This is a genomic window from Candidatus Megaera venefica (assembly GCF_034554655.1).
In the GTDB taxonomy this organism is placed as follows: Bacteria; Pseudomonadota; Alphaproteobacteria; order Rickettsiales; family Rickettsiaceae; genus Megaera_A; species Megaera_A venefica.
The window spans coordinates 1-14,261 of the sequence record NZ_JARJFB010000029.1; the positions used below are offsets into that span (position 1 = coordinate 1).

Here is a 14,261-nt window from a genome sequence, read left to right on the forward strand (position 1 = left end):
GGGAGCTGTATAAATCGAGAGGTTTACGTACAGTTCTGAGAGAGACTGGAGGGGAAGCTCCTCCGGTCTACTCACCTTGACTTTAGCTAGTTTTTCAGTAACCTTCATCAGTAAGTTTTAGGTGAAGGTTACAATAATCCAAACTGTTTAAGTATATTGGTGCATGTTTGAGAAGCTGTTTTTCGTGCTTTTTCTGCTCCATTTTTTAACGAATTATGTATATATTCTTTATCCTTAATTATCTTAGAATACTCAATGTTTATTGGCTTTAAATGAGTGATGATAAGTTCAGCCAAGTCTGATTTAAAATCAGCAAAACCTTTGTTTTGATAGTTAGTTAATATAATTTCAACACTTGAGCCAGACAAAGCGGCAAATATATTAATTAAATTGGCAACTTCTGGCCTGTGTTCTTGATCATAAGTTATTTTTTCAATACTGTCAGTTTTTGATTTTCTGATTTTTGTCAAAATAGTTTCTGCGCTGTCGGTCATATTTATTCTTGAAGCATCGCTTGGGTCGGATTTACTCATTTTTTTAGTGCCATCTTTCAGGCTCATAACCCTTGTTGCTGTGCCTTGCATAAGAGGTTCTGGAGTTTTAAATATTTCTTTTTGAAATTTACGATTAATCACTCCGGCAATGTCTCTGGTAAGTTCAAGGTGTTGTTTTTGATCGTCACCAACAGGAACAACGTCTGCATTATATAGTAAGATATCTGCTGCCATGAGAACTGGGTAGGTGAATAGTCCAGTGTTGGCATTATCTTGTTTGCTACCTGCCTTATCCTTAAATTGTGTCATCCTTTTAAGCCACCCAATTGGTGTTACGCAGTTTAAGATCCATGCAAGTTCACAATGTTCTTTAACAGAAGATTGCAAGAATAACGCAGATTTATTTGGATCAAGTCCGCAAGCAAGATAAGTAGCTGCAGAATTCAAAACATTTTGTCTTAATTCAGTTGGGTCTTGATCCATTGTAATTGAATGCAAATCAGCAAGAAAAAAATAACATTCAAAATCTTTTTGCATATTTACCCAATTTTTAATTGAGCCTAGATAATTACCAAGGTGAAGTTTCCCAGTTGATTGTACCCCTGAAACTGCAATTTTTGTCATAATATCACCTGCGAAAATACTGCAAAAAACAATTATCTGTTATCGAAGAAATTTATAGTTTTACCAATTTTAAAAATACTATATAGTCAGCCAATCAAACTTTTTAACATTCATATGTTTTGGCGATTTAGAGTACTTGCTTTTTATACAATAATTAGTGCGGTATTGATATTGTTTTTTATCCTATTTTGGATGCCTATGCAATTATCATCGATTTCTTATGCTTTGCGCTATAGAGTGGCAGAGCTTTTTTCGTATATATTTATTTATCTACTTTGGTTGGTGTGTGGAATAAAATTTAAAGTAACTGGTAGGGAAAAACTTCCCATTGATGGAAAACCTTACATAGCTTTGTCGAATCACCAATCTTTCTGGGAAAACTTCTTTATGCAGTTAATAATTCCCGAACATTCTTGGGTAATAAAAAAAGAGTTATTTGATATTCCAGTATTTGGTTTTGGGCTTAGAAGTGTGTCGCCAATAGCTGTTGATCGTAGTGATGGTCGCTCTGTTGTGCAGATTTTAGAAGAGGGTAGTAAGAAAATTGAAGCTGGGTTATCTCTTATTATATTTCCAGAAGGGGGAACGGTTAAAATAGACTCCAGTGTGAAATTTAAGCCTAGCGCAGCTAAACTGGCTTTGAATACAAGAGTACCAGTTGTCTTGATTGTTCATAATGCTGGTTTAGTCTGGCCTAAAGGATTTTGGTTAAAAAGGCCAGGAACCATTAAAGTAAAGGTTATAGAATGCTTAAGTGCCGAGCAACTTAGTACTTATAGTTCTGACGCACGCGACTTGACTGATTATATACAAGAAAAGATTAATTCTGAGAAAAAAATGCTCGTTGACTTAGGGGTATAGGTGTTTTTGTAAAAATATGCCTACTAAAATCTTACTAAAACAACATTCGCTAATAACTTATATTTTGCTAATATAACATATAAATTGCCATGACAATAACCAAAACTCCAAGGTTTGAAAAAGATCTAAAACAAGTTCAGGATCATTATTTAGATTATCCATACCCTTTGCGTAATCCTGATGATGATAAAAAACGAATCATCAGGACAAATGAAGGTTTTCTCAGTAATATTAATCATCATATTTACAATGGAAAACAGGACTTTAAAAAAGGATATAGAGTACTTGTCGCTGGTGGTGGGACCGGCGATTCAACGGTGTGGTTGGCAAAGCAGTTAATGGAATACCCTAAGTCAGAAGTAGTATATATAGATTTCAGTAAAAAAAGCATGGATATTGCTAAAAAAAGGGCTGCTAATCATGGTATTACCAACATTACATGGATTGAGGATAGCATACTCAATATACCAAGGTTGAAGCTCGGAAAGTTCGACTATTTTAACTGTTGCGGTGTACTCCATCATCTTGAGAATCCAGATTTAGGCATAAAAATCCTTTCTGATGTTATGAAAGAAGATGCTGGTGGATCAATAATGGTTTATGCCCAATATGGCAGAACGGGTGTTTATCAAATGCAAGAATTATTACGTAGAACTGGAAAAGGAATCGGAAATCGTCAGGAAAAGGTAATTAGTGCTTGGGATGTAATAAATAGTCTCCCTCAAACAAACTGGTATAAGAAAGGAGGGGATCTGATGAATGGGCCATTTGACGATCATGAACTGTATGATCGTTTTCTTCACGCACAAGACAGAGCGTATACTATTCCTCAGCTTTATGAATTTGTTGAGAATGCTGGATTGAATATTGTGAATTTTATTTTACCGTATAGTAGAGCGAGCTTAAATATAGAAAGTTATTTCAAAGATTCGTCTACAAAAGAAAGAATTAAAAGTTTACCCTTAAGAGAACAACAAGCTATATGTGAGATTATGGGAGGGAATATTATTACCCATGAGATTTATATTTCCAAACAAAAGAACACTATTGCAGATTTTAGTGATTTGGAGAATGTTCCATTTGTTTTTGATACCCCTAATTTATGTCAACAAATAATGGATGTCATTGATAAGGGTGGAAACAATGTAATGAATAAATATGTTGCTGTTCAAATGAAAGATTCCCACAAAAGAGAAATGGGTATTAATTTAGCTATTCTTCCCCATACTAAATCTTTGTTTGCTCACTTAAAAACTGGCAACAAGTCCTTTTTTGAAATTTTTGAAGCGGTACGAAAAGATACTGGTTCAAAATCATCAGACCAAGAATTATGGAATGAGTTTATGATGAATTTAAATCCCTTATATTCTGTTGGGTCATTATTACTCCGTAATAAATTAATTAAGCCATTTAATGGCTTTTTAGAATTATCAGAATAGTTTTTTGCAGGAAATCTAGCTCGTGTTCTCAGAGTAAAAGGCGTGTAAGTAGCAATACAAAAGGTGCGCCTTTTTTATGTCAACACTAACTTGTAGGGTATCTCCCTAAACAGTAAAGGAGTTACCACATCCGCATTTAGCTGTAGCCTTCGGATTGGTAATTTGAAAGTAATTGCTGCCTAATTCTTGAATAAATTCTATTGTGCAACCTTCGAGAAACTCCTGAGAAATAGGGTCAACTGCAACTTTTACACCGTTGTTTTCTAGTATAAAATCATCGTTGTTAACAGAACCAACTAGTTGATAATTGTACATAAATCCTGAGCAACCGCCGCCATCGACGGACACTCTTAACGCAACTTGTTTATTCTTATCTTTAGCTATAAGCTCAGCAATTCTGGCTACTGCGCTAGGAGTTATTTTTATTTCCATAGCAAATATAATGGGACTTGGTATTTAGAGTTATCCAAAAATTGGTTTGAAAAGATTTACATATAACAATATATTAGTTAGAGCTAAAATTTTCAAGAGATTTAATATGCTAAAAAGCTTCGCCTGTTTGCCAGAAAATTCAAGGGGAAGAGTGCATCCAGAGAGACCAACTCCTTATAGAAATGAATTTGAAAGAGATAGAGACAGGATAATTCATGCAAATGCTTTTAAAAGATTACAGTATAAAACTCAGGTTTTTGTGAATCATGAAGGAGATCATTATCGTAATCGTATGACTCATTCGGTAGAAGTTTCTACGATCGCACGATCTTTGTCAAAGGCGCTTGGGTTATGTGAAGATTTGGCAGAGGGGGTTGCTCTTGCGCACGATCTTGGGCATACACCTTTTGGTCATGCTGGTGAGGATGCTTTAAATGCTTGTATGAAAGATTTTGGGGGGTTTTCCCATAACGCACATTCGTTCAAAATACTAACATATTTAGAACAAAAATATGCTGCTTATGACGGTCTAAATCTTACGTGGGAAGTGCTTGAAGGAATTGTAAAACATAATGGGCCAGTTGAAGAAAGTGAATCTTATGCATATATCTTTGAATATGATAGAAAGCACAAACTTGATCTATCTAAGCGTTCGTCAGCTGAGTCTCAGGTAGCTGCTCTATCAGATGATATAGCGTATATTTGTCATGATTTGGAAGATAGTATTAGAGCTGAAATAATTACATATAAAGATTTACAAGAAATTCAATTTGTTGATCGGTATATTCATGAGGTAAAGGAAACATATCCTGATATCAGTGATGACCGATTAATATATGAAGTTGGTAGGAAGCTTACACATCACTTGATTGAGAGTCTGCTTTTTCAAACTCGTGCGAATATTGCAAAGTACAAAATTAAAACCGAATTAGATATTCGTGATCTTGATTGCCAACTTGTTGAATTTACTGATTCAACCTTTAATGAAGTAAAACTAATTAAAGACTTTTTGATGAAAAAAGTGTATAAGCACCATCGAGTAGCATCGGTAACTCTTCAAAGTCAGAATGTAGTTAGAGATTTATTTAAGCTATATGTTGAAAATATTGAGCTACTTCCATTCGGATGGAGAACGATGATTAATGAAAATAAGATAGAATCTAAAATGTCGATTATTGCAGACTATATAGCTGGTATGACAGACCGTTTTGCCATCAAGCAGTATCAGTCGTTTTACAATTTAAATTTTGCAAGTACAGGTTTATGAATATTTTTAAAGACTTATGGACAGACCTAAAAAATATAGGTTACGAGCTTTGTCAAGATGATGATATATGGGATCAGGCTAATCTGGAGATTCCGAAAGATCCGCTAAACGGTGACATTTCAACTAACCTTGCAATGATTATTGCGGCAAAAGATGGTAGTAACCCTAGAGAAGTTTCGCTAAAATTCAAAGAACGTCTAGCTGAGATTCCTTATATAGCTCACATAGAAGTTGCTGGACCAGGTTTTATTAATTTTACAATAAAAGCTGAGAAATGGCATGAATGTATAAGAAGTATACTAAATGATGACAAAGACTTTTGGGAAGTTGATGTTGGCAGGGGGGAAAAGGTAAATGTAGAGTATGTTTCGGCAAATCCAACGGGGCCAATGCATATTGGACACGCTCGGGGAGCGGTGTATGGAGACGCTCTTGCCAATGTTTTGAGCCTGTGTGGATATAACGTTACCAAAGAATATTACATAAATGATGCTGGTACTCAGATTGATACTTTGTTAGACAGTGTATTTTTACGTTACAAGGAAGCTTTGAGTGGTGAGGTTGTAGTAATACCAGAAGGGTTATATCCTGGAGATTATTTAAAGGATGTGGGGCAAAAAATAGCTGCTGAATTTGGCCAGGCGCTAATTGATATGAATACACGCGAAATGCGTCAAAAAATTAAGAATATAGTAGTAAACGAAATGCTTGCTTTGATTAAAGCCGATTTAAGAGATCTTGGGGTGCACCATGACGTATTCTTTTCAGAGCAGTCGCTACATGATAGTAACAAAATAAATGATGCAGTAAAAATATTAGAGGAAAAAGGCCTAATATACAAAGGTGTGCTGCCCCCGCCAAAGGGTAAGATTGATGAAAACTGGGAAGAAAAAGAGCAGCTTTTATTCAAATCTTCTGAGTATGGAGATGACCAAGATAGGCCAGTACAAAAAAACGACGGCACATGGTCATATCTAGCAGCGGATTTTGCTTATGCTAAAGATAAAATTGATCGAGGATTCGATACATTGGTTTACATCTTAGGAGCTGACCATAGCGGCTACGTTAAGAGAATTCAAGCCGTAATCAATGCTCTTGGTGAAGGTAAAATCAGAAGTGATGTTAGAATAAGTCAGCTTGTGAATTTTGTTAAAGACGGAGAGCCTATCAAAATGTCAAAGCGCAGTGGTAATTTTATGACTGTGAGTGATGTAACAAATGAAGTGAGCAAAGATATTATCAGATTTATTATGCTTACAAGACGGAACGATATGACCTTAGATTTTGATTTTAGCAAAGTTAAGGAGCAATCGAAAGACAACCCGGTATTTTATGTTCAGTATGCACATGTTCGGACAAAATCTATTATTGCAAAGGCAATAGAAACTATTCCTGAGGCTTATAAAAAGTTTGCTGCTTCTGAATTCGACTTATCTTTGTTATCAACTGAAGAAGAAATACAATTGATAAAGTTACTGGCTTCTTGGCCTAAGGTGCTAGCTTTATCGGCGAAATCATGCGAGCCGCAAAGAATTGCTTATTATCTAATAGATGTAGCTTCAAGGTTTCATTCAATTTGGAACCTCGGAAAAGAAAACAATGATTACAGGTTCAATATTGAAGACGACGTAGACTTGACTGCAGCAAGATTAGCTCTTGCAGAGAGTATAAGAAAAGTTATAGCTGGAGGTTTTAGCGTTATTGGGGTCAAACCACTAGACAAGATGTAACTCTGAGTTTCGCAATTAAACGCTCGTTTGCAAGTTTGGTCATAGAGTACAATTAAGTTGTAAGGAAAAAGGCGGTATCCTGAACGAAAGTCTGTCATCCTGGAACAAAATACCGTCATCCTGAACTTGATTCAGGATCTTATGCAACGAAAGAAGATGCCGGATCTAGTTCAGCACGACTTACGGCGGGACTGAATTGCAATAAAACTAGCGTTGATAAAATTAATATGAATCAAAAAAGTTTATTTTTTAGAATAACAATGATTCTGGTTATTTCTTTGATCGGACTATTTTTTTATTTCAAAATACAAAATTCACGAGAAATCATAACTTTATCTCCTGAGGCGGGCGAAATAAAGAAGAAGCCGGATGATCCTGGGGGTATAGTAATTCCTAATTCGGACAGCCTGGTATATGAAAAGCTCCAAAAAGGTGCAAAAAAAAATAGAAAAATTAATATTTTGCCTGAACCAGAGGACCCGATTGATTTTGGTCAAAAAGTTGAAGAAAATCCAGTTGTATATCTCGACTCAATAGATGAAATATTGGCAAATATCGACTATTACGACGAGGTAGCAGATAATAATTTGTCTATAACAGAAGAGCTTGTTATGCCTAATGCTATTAAATCTTCCATGGTTGTGGAGCATGAAGAAGAGAAGCAAAAAATAGAAATTCCAGGAACAGGATTAAATATAATAAAAACTTCGGATAATAGATTTAGAGTTACAGAAGTAAACGTCGTTAGTGCTGAAGATGAAGGGTATAAGATACAACTAACTACTGCTTTTTCAGAAGGAGATGCAAAAAAACTTTGGCAAGAAATAACTAAGCGTCATGGTAAGGTATTAAATGGTGCAAATCTTATCACAAAGAAAATCGACGGTAAGAATGAACGCATATTCTATCTGGTTATGGCTGGAGCATACCCTTCGCTCAATCATGCTAAATTAGTATGTAATCGTCTTGCGGCGCGTAGGCAAAATTGTATAGTTACAAAATAAAAATTATCTTTTGTAAAATTTGGCACGCTTTATGCTCCCGTAAGAGTGATATGTAATGAATTCGTAGGAAATATAATGGCTACAGCCGTTTTAGAACAACATGCACTAGGTTCTAGTGAAGCAGATAGAGGAAAAAAACAATCTTTATCTACAACAAAAAATCACGGCGCAGGTGAATTTGCTGATTTGATAAAGGATAGGCCTAAATTAATCTATTCTTCGCCGGCAAAAGCTGAGAGTGCTCAAAAAACTGATAAGAATTTACAAAATAGGCAAAAACTTTCTGAGAGTGAGCAGTTAAAAATAGTTGGTCTTAAGAGAAAGCTCGAAGAGCCAGATCAAGCTCTGGAGTCTATGGTAGTAGCTACTATGATTAATCAACCGAGTCAAATTCCTTTAGCTCCTTTAAGTGACGAGAGCGAATTCGCTCTGCTTGGAGAAGATGATATATTGGGGCAAGAGTTTGCTGTTCCTGTAATAAATATTATTACAAAGGCTGAAGATGATTTATCAATGGTTATCACAAAACCTGAGCTAGTTATATCAGAATCAATGGGAGCTGAAGTGGTTGTAGCTTCCTCCTTAGCTTCTAGTGACAATATTAAAGAAAATATAGTTGTTGCTGCTACAAACGACAAAGATTCAGTTTCTCTCTCTGGTCAAGATAGCTTAATTATTTCTGAGTTATCTTCTCAAGAGCAGTCTTTAATTCAAAGTCTGAAATCATTTAAGCTGCCTGAAGGGTTTAGCAATGATTTTGGATCGAATAAAAATCTTAATAGAGCTCAAGAAGAAAATTCAAATCAGTTTGTTTCAAATGAAAGATCGGTCGCTCAAAATGCCGGAATATTATTAAAGTCAGCCGTTGTTGAAAACTCCCAACCGATTAAAGATCCAATGATGGCTGTCGGCGAAGATGTATCGAATTTGATTGCTATAAGTTCAAATTTACTGTTGGCTGATGAAACTAGGCAAGGTCAATCGGTTCTTGCTAAAATGAACAAAAATTTAGAATCAGAGTCTAAGATTAGTTCTGTAATCCAAGACGAACCAAAATTGAATCTGGAGTCGCAAGATAATTTTTCTGGCTTAGAGCAAGATGCAGGTGAATCTAGTGCAAAAAAATATAGCGTGCTTGATTCTTTTGGTGGTACGTTAGAAGTTAATAGTGAAGATTTATTTCAAGTTTCTTTTAGAGAAAATACGCTAAATTTAGGGACAAAAAATTTGCTGCCAAAGCCTGATATGCAAATATCTTTAGCTGTAAAAGAAGTCTTGAGTGTTTCAAGTAATGCAGGAAAAAAAGAAATAACAATTAATTTATTTCCAGAGGCGCTAGGGCCTGTTAAGGTTGAAATACTTTCAGTGCTTGGCGAAAATGGTGCAAGAAAAATCGAAAGCATTAAGGTCATGGCTGAAAAAAGGGAGACTTTAGAAATTCTCGAGAAGTCTAGAATGGATCTAGAAAAAAACCTAAAAGAGGTTACAAATACAAAAGAAGAAGCTTCTCTCCAATTTGAAATGAATCATCAAGGTAAAGGATCTTCAGGAGCTTATTTTAACTCAACTGAGGAAAGAGACAACTGGATGAATAATTTTGTTGGATTGGTCGCGGAGGAAGATTCAACCAATGCGCTTATGGAATACGATGGACAAAGTTCAGGTTACATAACAGAAGATAGTATAAATATAAAGGTTTAAAAAACAATGCCATCAATAGATAGAAAGGATACTCAATTCTTGAATAACTCTAAAAGTCCGATCGATAGATCTCCGATCAAATCAGAGGGGTTTTCTAGGTTTTACGATGCAATGCAAGCAGATCGCAAGACCAGGAGTCAATTAGAAGGTAATGATATTGAAAAGGCTAGGGAGAATATTGATAAAGCTATAGATTTTTCAACTCAGTTGATGCTAGCTGCTGCAAAGAATATGGGTTTCCCAGATAGTGATGGGAGTAGCAATAAGTCTAAAGAAATGTCAGATGCTGCAAATTCAATTGCGGGAATGATGGCAACAAAGGCTTCTATTGGAGCTCAAATGGCAGCTATTGAAGCTCAGAAAAACCCAGCGGTAGATTTGATGTCGCTTAAGGATAAAATGGTTGATTATAGGGATGATACAAAAGGATTCTTTGGGGAGCCTGTAACATATAATTATAAAGTTTCGCATGATGAAACATCGCCTTCTGCGGTTGTAAATCTTACATTTACGATTCGTGATAAGGATGGGAAGGCTGTTAAGACAGTAAGACAAATTGGCAAAGTTGGCGAGCATCAGTTTGTTTGGGATGGCACGAATGATAGTGGCCAGAAGCTAAGTTGGAAGCAATTCGGTAATTACACTCTTGACTTGAAAGCTGAAGGAAGAAAAACTGAAAGTGGAACGTCAATTACTTTCCCAGTCAAAGCTGGCGCTGTTCTGTCTGGGGTTGTAGAGTCTATCAAATTTGACAAAGGAGTTGCGGTTGGGGTTATGATCAATGGTAATTTGATCAAAAGAGACCAAATTAGTGATGTAAGAGACTTTGTTAAACCTAAAGAAGATAATAACTTGAATCCTGATTTGATAGGTAAGCGTGTAGAAATGGACTTCTCTAGGGTGCAAGTTAAAAACGGCTCTTTAGAGGTTTATTTTAATAATCACGTTGAAAACTCAGGAAAAATAACTGTTAAAATTTCCGATGAAAACGACAAGTATATTAAAACACTAGAAAACTTAGATGAAATTGCAGTTGGCACAGGCAAGTTTACTTTACCTGACCATGGTCTTGAAGATGGAAACTATAATGTAAAAGTTTATGTTGCAGATATTAGTGATAAAGACAAACCTGTCGACGTTGAGTTAAAATACAAAACAAAATTAGTAGTGGCCGGGATTAATAGTCGTGCTGGTACATTTATGTCTACTGAAGAGGTGATATATAGTCCACATAACATCGATTCAATCGTTGGGAATTATACGACTGAGCTTGCTCAAAGAAGACAAGATTATATTGGAGCTAGAATTGTTTATAAAAATGATTCGTTCAAATTTGATGTTGCAGCACCGGCAAAAACATTCACTCTGATGAAGCCAGAAGAAGAAGCGGTCCTTTCTCATGGTGAAATGACGATTTATGATACAGAGACGCAAGAGCTTGTTGCGACGGTGAAGGGTCAGTATAAGCCGTTTGATCTTTTGAACGATCCAAGCAAACTATTAGTAAGGCAGTATTTGCAACCGAACTACAATACTGGAGATTATAATGTTTTAAGTCCACAGGAAAGAGTTGAAGTAAATCGCTACATTGAGACCGAATTAATTGCTAATACGTTAACTTTGGAACCGCAATATAAAGAAGACTACGACAATGCTAAAGCCCAAATTACTTTCCCGGTTTGGGATGGTAGGTTAAGAGATGGTACGATGGCTGTAGCTGACAAGGAGTATAGCCGTGCATTTACGCCGATATATTCAAGGGTAAATGGTGAAACTTTTGCTGGAAAAACAGACCGCGAGGTAATAATGGCTACAGTTGAAACTACCAGTGAAGAGGGGGGGGGGTTATCGCTGAATCTAGTTGGTGGTGAAACTATTCCAGAGGAGCTAGTAGTGCGTGTAGTAGAGTCAAGACAGAGATAAAACAATATCCTCTTAAAAAGATGCGTATCGGCGTTCAGGATAACATTATTTAGTCATACCTGGCTTGACCCGGTATCTCAGGCGGTGGAAGAAGAGGCTAGGCCAAGAGGCAGACGCAAGTTTCAATCAAGTTCAGCATGACGGTGGTTTGTTCGGTATAGCTTATTTGTTCATGATAGCTTAACTCAAGTTCTAGATTACTAAGTTAATGAATAGTGTAAATAAGTTGGAGCTTTGGCATTGTTTTTGCTTAACTAGTTCTTATGTATTTGATTGTGTACTAGAGAGACTTATAGTACAATCAAACTAATTGATTAATTTAAGAGGTTTTTTTATGCCTAATATAACAAACGCTTTTGGAAAAGGTATCGGCTTATCAAGTATGCTTGGCTCTCAAGATGCATTTATAAAAAAGGCAACTGAACAGCTGGAATTGTCAAAAATTGAAACAAAAGATAAAACAGAAATCAGAGAGACAAAGCTTGGGGAAATTTCTCAGCTTCAGAAAATATTAAGCACAATAAAAGGAAAAGCTTCTCTTCTTACTAATCCACTCCAGGCTGGATTTGATAGAAAAACATCGAGCACAAGCACGCAAGATCTTGGTGGTGCAGAAGATTATATAACAAATATTCGTGTTGATGATAAAGCTCGTGTGGGTGATACAAAAATAGCTGTACAGCAGATTGCAACCGCTTCAGAGCTTGTGCTTGCTTCGGCAGGTGGTGTTGGTTTTGCCAAGGGTGTTGGTCTAGGTAAAGATGGTATTATGACATTGACCGTCGGTGGACAAGCACGTGCTATAGATATGGTGATTGGGGATACAGTTGAGCAGATTGCAGCAAAAATTAATCATGCATTTACTGCTGGTGGAGATCAATTTGAGGCTTTCCTCGTTGAAGGAGATGGTAATACTGCCTTCATTGAAGTTAAGGCTAAAAATACCGGAGTTGGTGGTGGAGCTATTGTAGTTGCTTATGATGATAGATTAGGTGGTGGTGCTCTTGCTCTTGGTGGAAACCTGCATTCGCAAAGCAATGTAGCTGGCCAAGATGCGATAATACATATAAATGGTATTCAAAGAACGCAAGCTTCTAATAAATTTGTAAACGTTGTTGATGGATTGTCTTTTGAACTATCTGGTAGAGTTAACGGAGCTAACCTTGCAAATGCAGGTTACAATAACTTAAATTACAATACAATAAAGGTTAAAGAAGATCATGCTAATGTAAAAAAGATGATTGTGGATTTTGGTAATTCTTTGAATGATTTATCATATATCATTGCTAAAAACCAACAAACTACTCGTTCAGTGACACAGGACAAATATGCAGATCCTACTCAGCTTATGAGTTCGTATGATAGCTCAGATTCACCTCTGCGTGGTTCTCCATTGATGAACGAGGCAATGGAAATTTGGGAAAGATTTACAACTACAAAAGCTGGTGGCGCTGGTGATATCACCTCTATTTACGAACTTGGGATGGGTCTACAAAAAGCTACTAAAGAAGGGGTAAGTCATGATACTTTATACTTCGAAGATGAAAGCATATTTACCAAAAAATTTGACGATGATTTTGCAGCCGTTCGTAGGTTCTTTGTTACGGATACAAAAATAACTTCAAATGCTTTGAATTCAGCAGTTATTCAATATTTACCTGGTGAGTTTGATAAGCAAATAATAGACCCTTCAGTTGTTGGCCAAAATATCCATACATTCGCAACTTTTGACGGTGCTGGGGCTCTAACTCTTTTTACTGCAACAGTAAATGGAGTGATTTTAAATGCTAATATTGCTCATAATCCAGGAACAGGCAGGTATAATGTTTCGTTTGCTGAAGGCTCGGTTTTACATGGGATGGAATTTTCAATTGATCCTAAAACGGCAGTAAATGTTACTGAAAACAATTTAATAAATTATACACCAGGCTTAGCAAATCTTATACAAGAAGATGCAAGAAGTATGGTTAGTGATGATGGCCTGAAAGGTTCAACTATATCAGAAGCTGATTTAATCCAAGAACAAGTGAAAAATTTAAGTGATGAATCTGCTAAAATAGAAAAAGATCTGAAGGAATTCACGGCTAAGTTAGAAAGAGAATACCAGACTATCGCTCAAATGGATATGATGGGAGCTATTCAAACAGCTATGATTGAAGCTGCTCTCTCTGGCTTAACTGCGGCTGCCGCATAAAAATTTAAACACAGATTTTTGAGTAATAATTTATGAGCCCTTTAGAAAAATATAAAGCTACAGCTGCGGTAACTAGCAGCAGTAATAATCAGTTGATATTTATTTTCGACGAGATTCTTAAATTATTACTCTCTGCAAAAAAGGCTCTTGGAGAAAAAAACCACGAAGTTAAATTTAAAGCTTTGTCTAGAGTTATAGAAGTATTTTATATACTCAAAACAGGGATTGACCCAGAGACTATGGATGAAAGAAATAGAGTAATTGATGCGTTCTATGGATCAACAATTCACCAACTTGAAAATATAAATATGAAAGGTGAAGAGCCAGAAGAACTTCAATCAATAATCGAAGCTGTTTCAGAAATTCGTGCTGCATTAGTGAGTGCGTGACCTTAAGCAATAGTAAATATTTAGTCTCACTTTTAATCAATGTATAATTGTTATGCAGGATCATTCTTGTCATGCTGAACTTGATTCAGTATTTCCTGGGATCCTGAAATAAATTCAGGATTACATAGTCTCTCCGTCAAAACTCTAAATTTTTGATATAATTTCAAGAATTTCAAAAATAAATCACCGCACATTCATTTTTT

General features: G+C 36.0%; 11 protein-coding genes. 9 read left to right on the forward strand and 2 right to left on the reverse strand.

Features of this window, described 5'->3' with window-relative positions; translation table 11 throughout:
* Positions 1-128 precede the first annotated feature (128 nt).
* Entirely contained in the window at positions 129-1,118 is a 990-nt protein-coding gene (trpS, locus tag Megvenef_RS02830) for a tryptophan--tRNA ligase (protein ID WP_322776487.1), read from the reverse strand.
* Positions 1,119-1,232: 114 nt separating this feature from the next.
* Here trpS and Megvenef_RS02835 point away from each other — a divergent pair, with 114 nt between their 5' ends.
* Positions 1,233-1,979, forward strand: a complete 747-nt coding sequence (locus Megvenef_RS02835; protein ID WP_322776488.1) for a lysophospholipid acyltransferase family protein — start codon at positions 1,233-1,235, stop codon at positions 1,977-1,979.
* 89 nt (positions 1,980-2,068) lie between these two features.
* The gene (locus Megvenef_RS02840) at positions 2,069-3,418 is read left to right on the forward strand and encodes a class I SAM-dependent methyltransferase (RefSeq protein ID WP_322776489.1); all 1,350 of its coding nucleotides are present in this window, start codon (positions 2,069-2,071) and stop codon (positions 3,416-3,418) included.
* Between the two features lie 105 nt (positions 3,419-3,523).
* On the opposite strand, the gene erpA is transcribed toward Megvenef_RS02840, so the two are convergent.
* A complete protein-coding gene (gene erpA / locus Megvenef_RS02845) occupies positions 3,524-3,850 on the reverse strand; it encodes an iron-sulfur cluster insertion protein ErpA (RefSeq protein ID WP_322776490.1) in 327 nt (108 codons plus the stop codon).
* A gap of 106 nt (positions 3,851-3,956) precedes the next feature.
* Here erpA and Megvenef_RS02850 point away from each other — a divergent pair, with 106 nt between their 5' ends.
* The 7 genes from Megvenef_RS02850 (at position 3,957) to Megvenef_RS02880 (ending at position 14,058) form a co-directional block, all read left to right on the forward strand.
* Positions 3,957-5,117: a deoxyguanosinetriphosphate triphosphohydrolase gene (locus tag Megvenef_RS02850; RefSeq protein ID WP_322776491.1), complete on the forward strand. Its 1,161-nt coding sequence runs from the start codon at positions 3,957-3,959 to the stop codon at positions 5,115-5,117.
* Entirely contained in the window at positions 5,114-6,847 is a 1,734-nt protein-coding gene (gene argS / locus Megvenef_RS02855) for an arginine--tRNA ligase (RefSeq protein WP_322776492.1), read from the forward strand. Before Megvenef_RS02850 ends, argS begins: the two co-directional genes overlap by 4 nt.
* 227 nt (positions 6,848-7,074) lie before the next feature.
* Positions 7,075-7,851, forward strand: coding sequence for an SPOR domain-containing protein (locus Megvenef_RS02860; protein WP_322776493.1), 777 nt, complete (start codon positions 7,075-7,077; stop codon positions 7,849-7,851).
* A 75-nt stretch (positions 7,852-7,926) separates the two neighbouring features.
* Positions 7,927-9,552 carry a hypothetical protein gene (locus tag Megvenef_RS02865; RefSeq protein WP_322776494.1) on the forward strand — a complete coding sequence of 542 codons (1,626 nt, stop codon included), beginning with the start codon at positions 7,927-7,929 and terminating at the stop codon, positions 9,550-9,552.
* Between the two features lie 6 nt (positions 9,553-9,558).
* Positions 9,559-11,475, forward strand: a complete 1,917-nt coding sequence (locus Megvenef_RS02870; protein WP_322776495.1) for a FlgD immunoglobulin-like domain containing protein — start codon at positions 9,559-9,561, stop codon at positions 11,473-11,475.
* Positions 11,476-11,809: 334 nt separating this feature from the next.
* Positions 11,810-13,669, forward strand: coding sequence for a flagellar filament capping protein FliD (gene fliD / locus Megvenef_RS02875; RefSeq protein ID WP_322776496.1), 1,860 nt, complete (start codon positions 11,810-11,812; stop codon positions 13,667-13,669).
* A 32-nt stretch (positions 13,670-13,701) separates the two neighbouring features.
* Positions 13,702-14,058 (forward strand): flagellar protein FliS, encoded by a 357-nt coding sequence (locus tag Megvenef_RS02880; RefSeq protein ID WP_322776497.1) that lies wholly within the window; start codon positions 13,702-13,704, stop codon positions 14,056-14,058.
* Positions 14,059-14,261 lie beyond the last annotated feature (203 nt).

Coding starts and splice junctions, on each gene's coding strand:
- Megvenef_RS02880 (WP_322776497.1), top strand. CDS start 13,702: ATGAGCCCTTTAGAAAAATATAAAGCTACAGCTGCGGTAACTAGCAGC.
- Megvenef_RS02870 (WP_322776495.1), top strand. CDS start 9,559: ATGCCATCAATAGATAGAAAGGATACTCAATTCTTGAATAACTCTAAA.
- Megvenef_RS02850 (WP_322776491.1), top strand. CDS start 3,957: ATGCTAAAAAGCTTCGCCTGTTTGCCAGAAAATTCAAGGGGAAGAGTG.
- Megvenef_RS02865 (WP_322776494.1), top strand. CDS start 7,927: ATGGCTACAGCCGTTTTAGAACAACATGCACTAGGTTCTAGTGAAGCA.
- Megvenef_RS02835 (WP_322776488.1), top strand. CDS start 1,233: ATGTTTTGGCGATTTAGAGTACTTGCTTTTTATACAATAATTAGTGCG.
- Megvenef_RS02860 (WP_322776493.1), top strand. CDS start 7,075: ATGAATCAAAAAAGTTTATTTTTTAGAATAACAATGATTCTGGTTATT.
- erpA (WP_322776490.1), bottom strand. CDS start 3,850: ATGGAAATAAAAATAACTCCTAGCGCAGTAGCCAGAATTGCTGAGCTT.
- fliD (WP_322776496.1), top strand. CDS start 11,810: ATGCCTAATATAACAAACGCTTTTGGAAAAGGTATCGGCTTATCAAGT.
- trpS (WP_322776487.1), bottom strand. CDS start 1,118: ATGACAAAAATTGCAGTTTCAGGGGTACAATCAACTGGGAAACTTCAC.
- argS (WP_322776492.1), top strand. CDS start 5,114: ATGAATATTTTTAAAGACTTATGGACAGACCTAAAAAATATAGGTTAC.
- Megvenef_RS02840 (WP_322776489.1), top strand. CDS start 2,069: ATGACAATAACCAAAACTCCAAGGTTTGAAAAAGATCTAAAACAAGTT.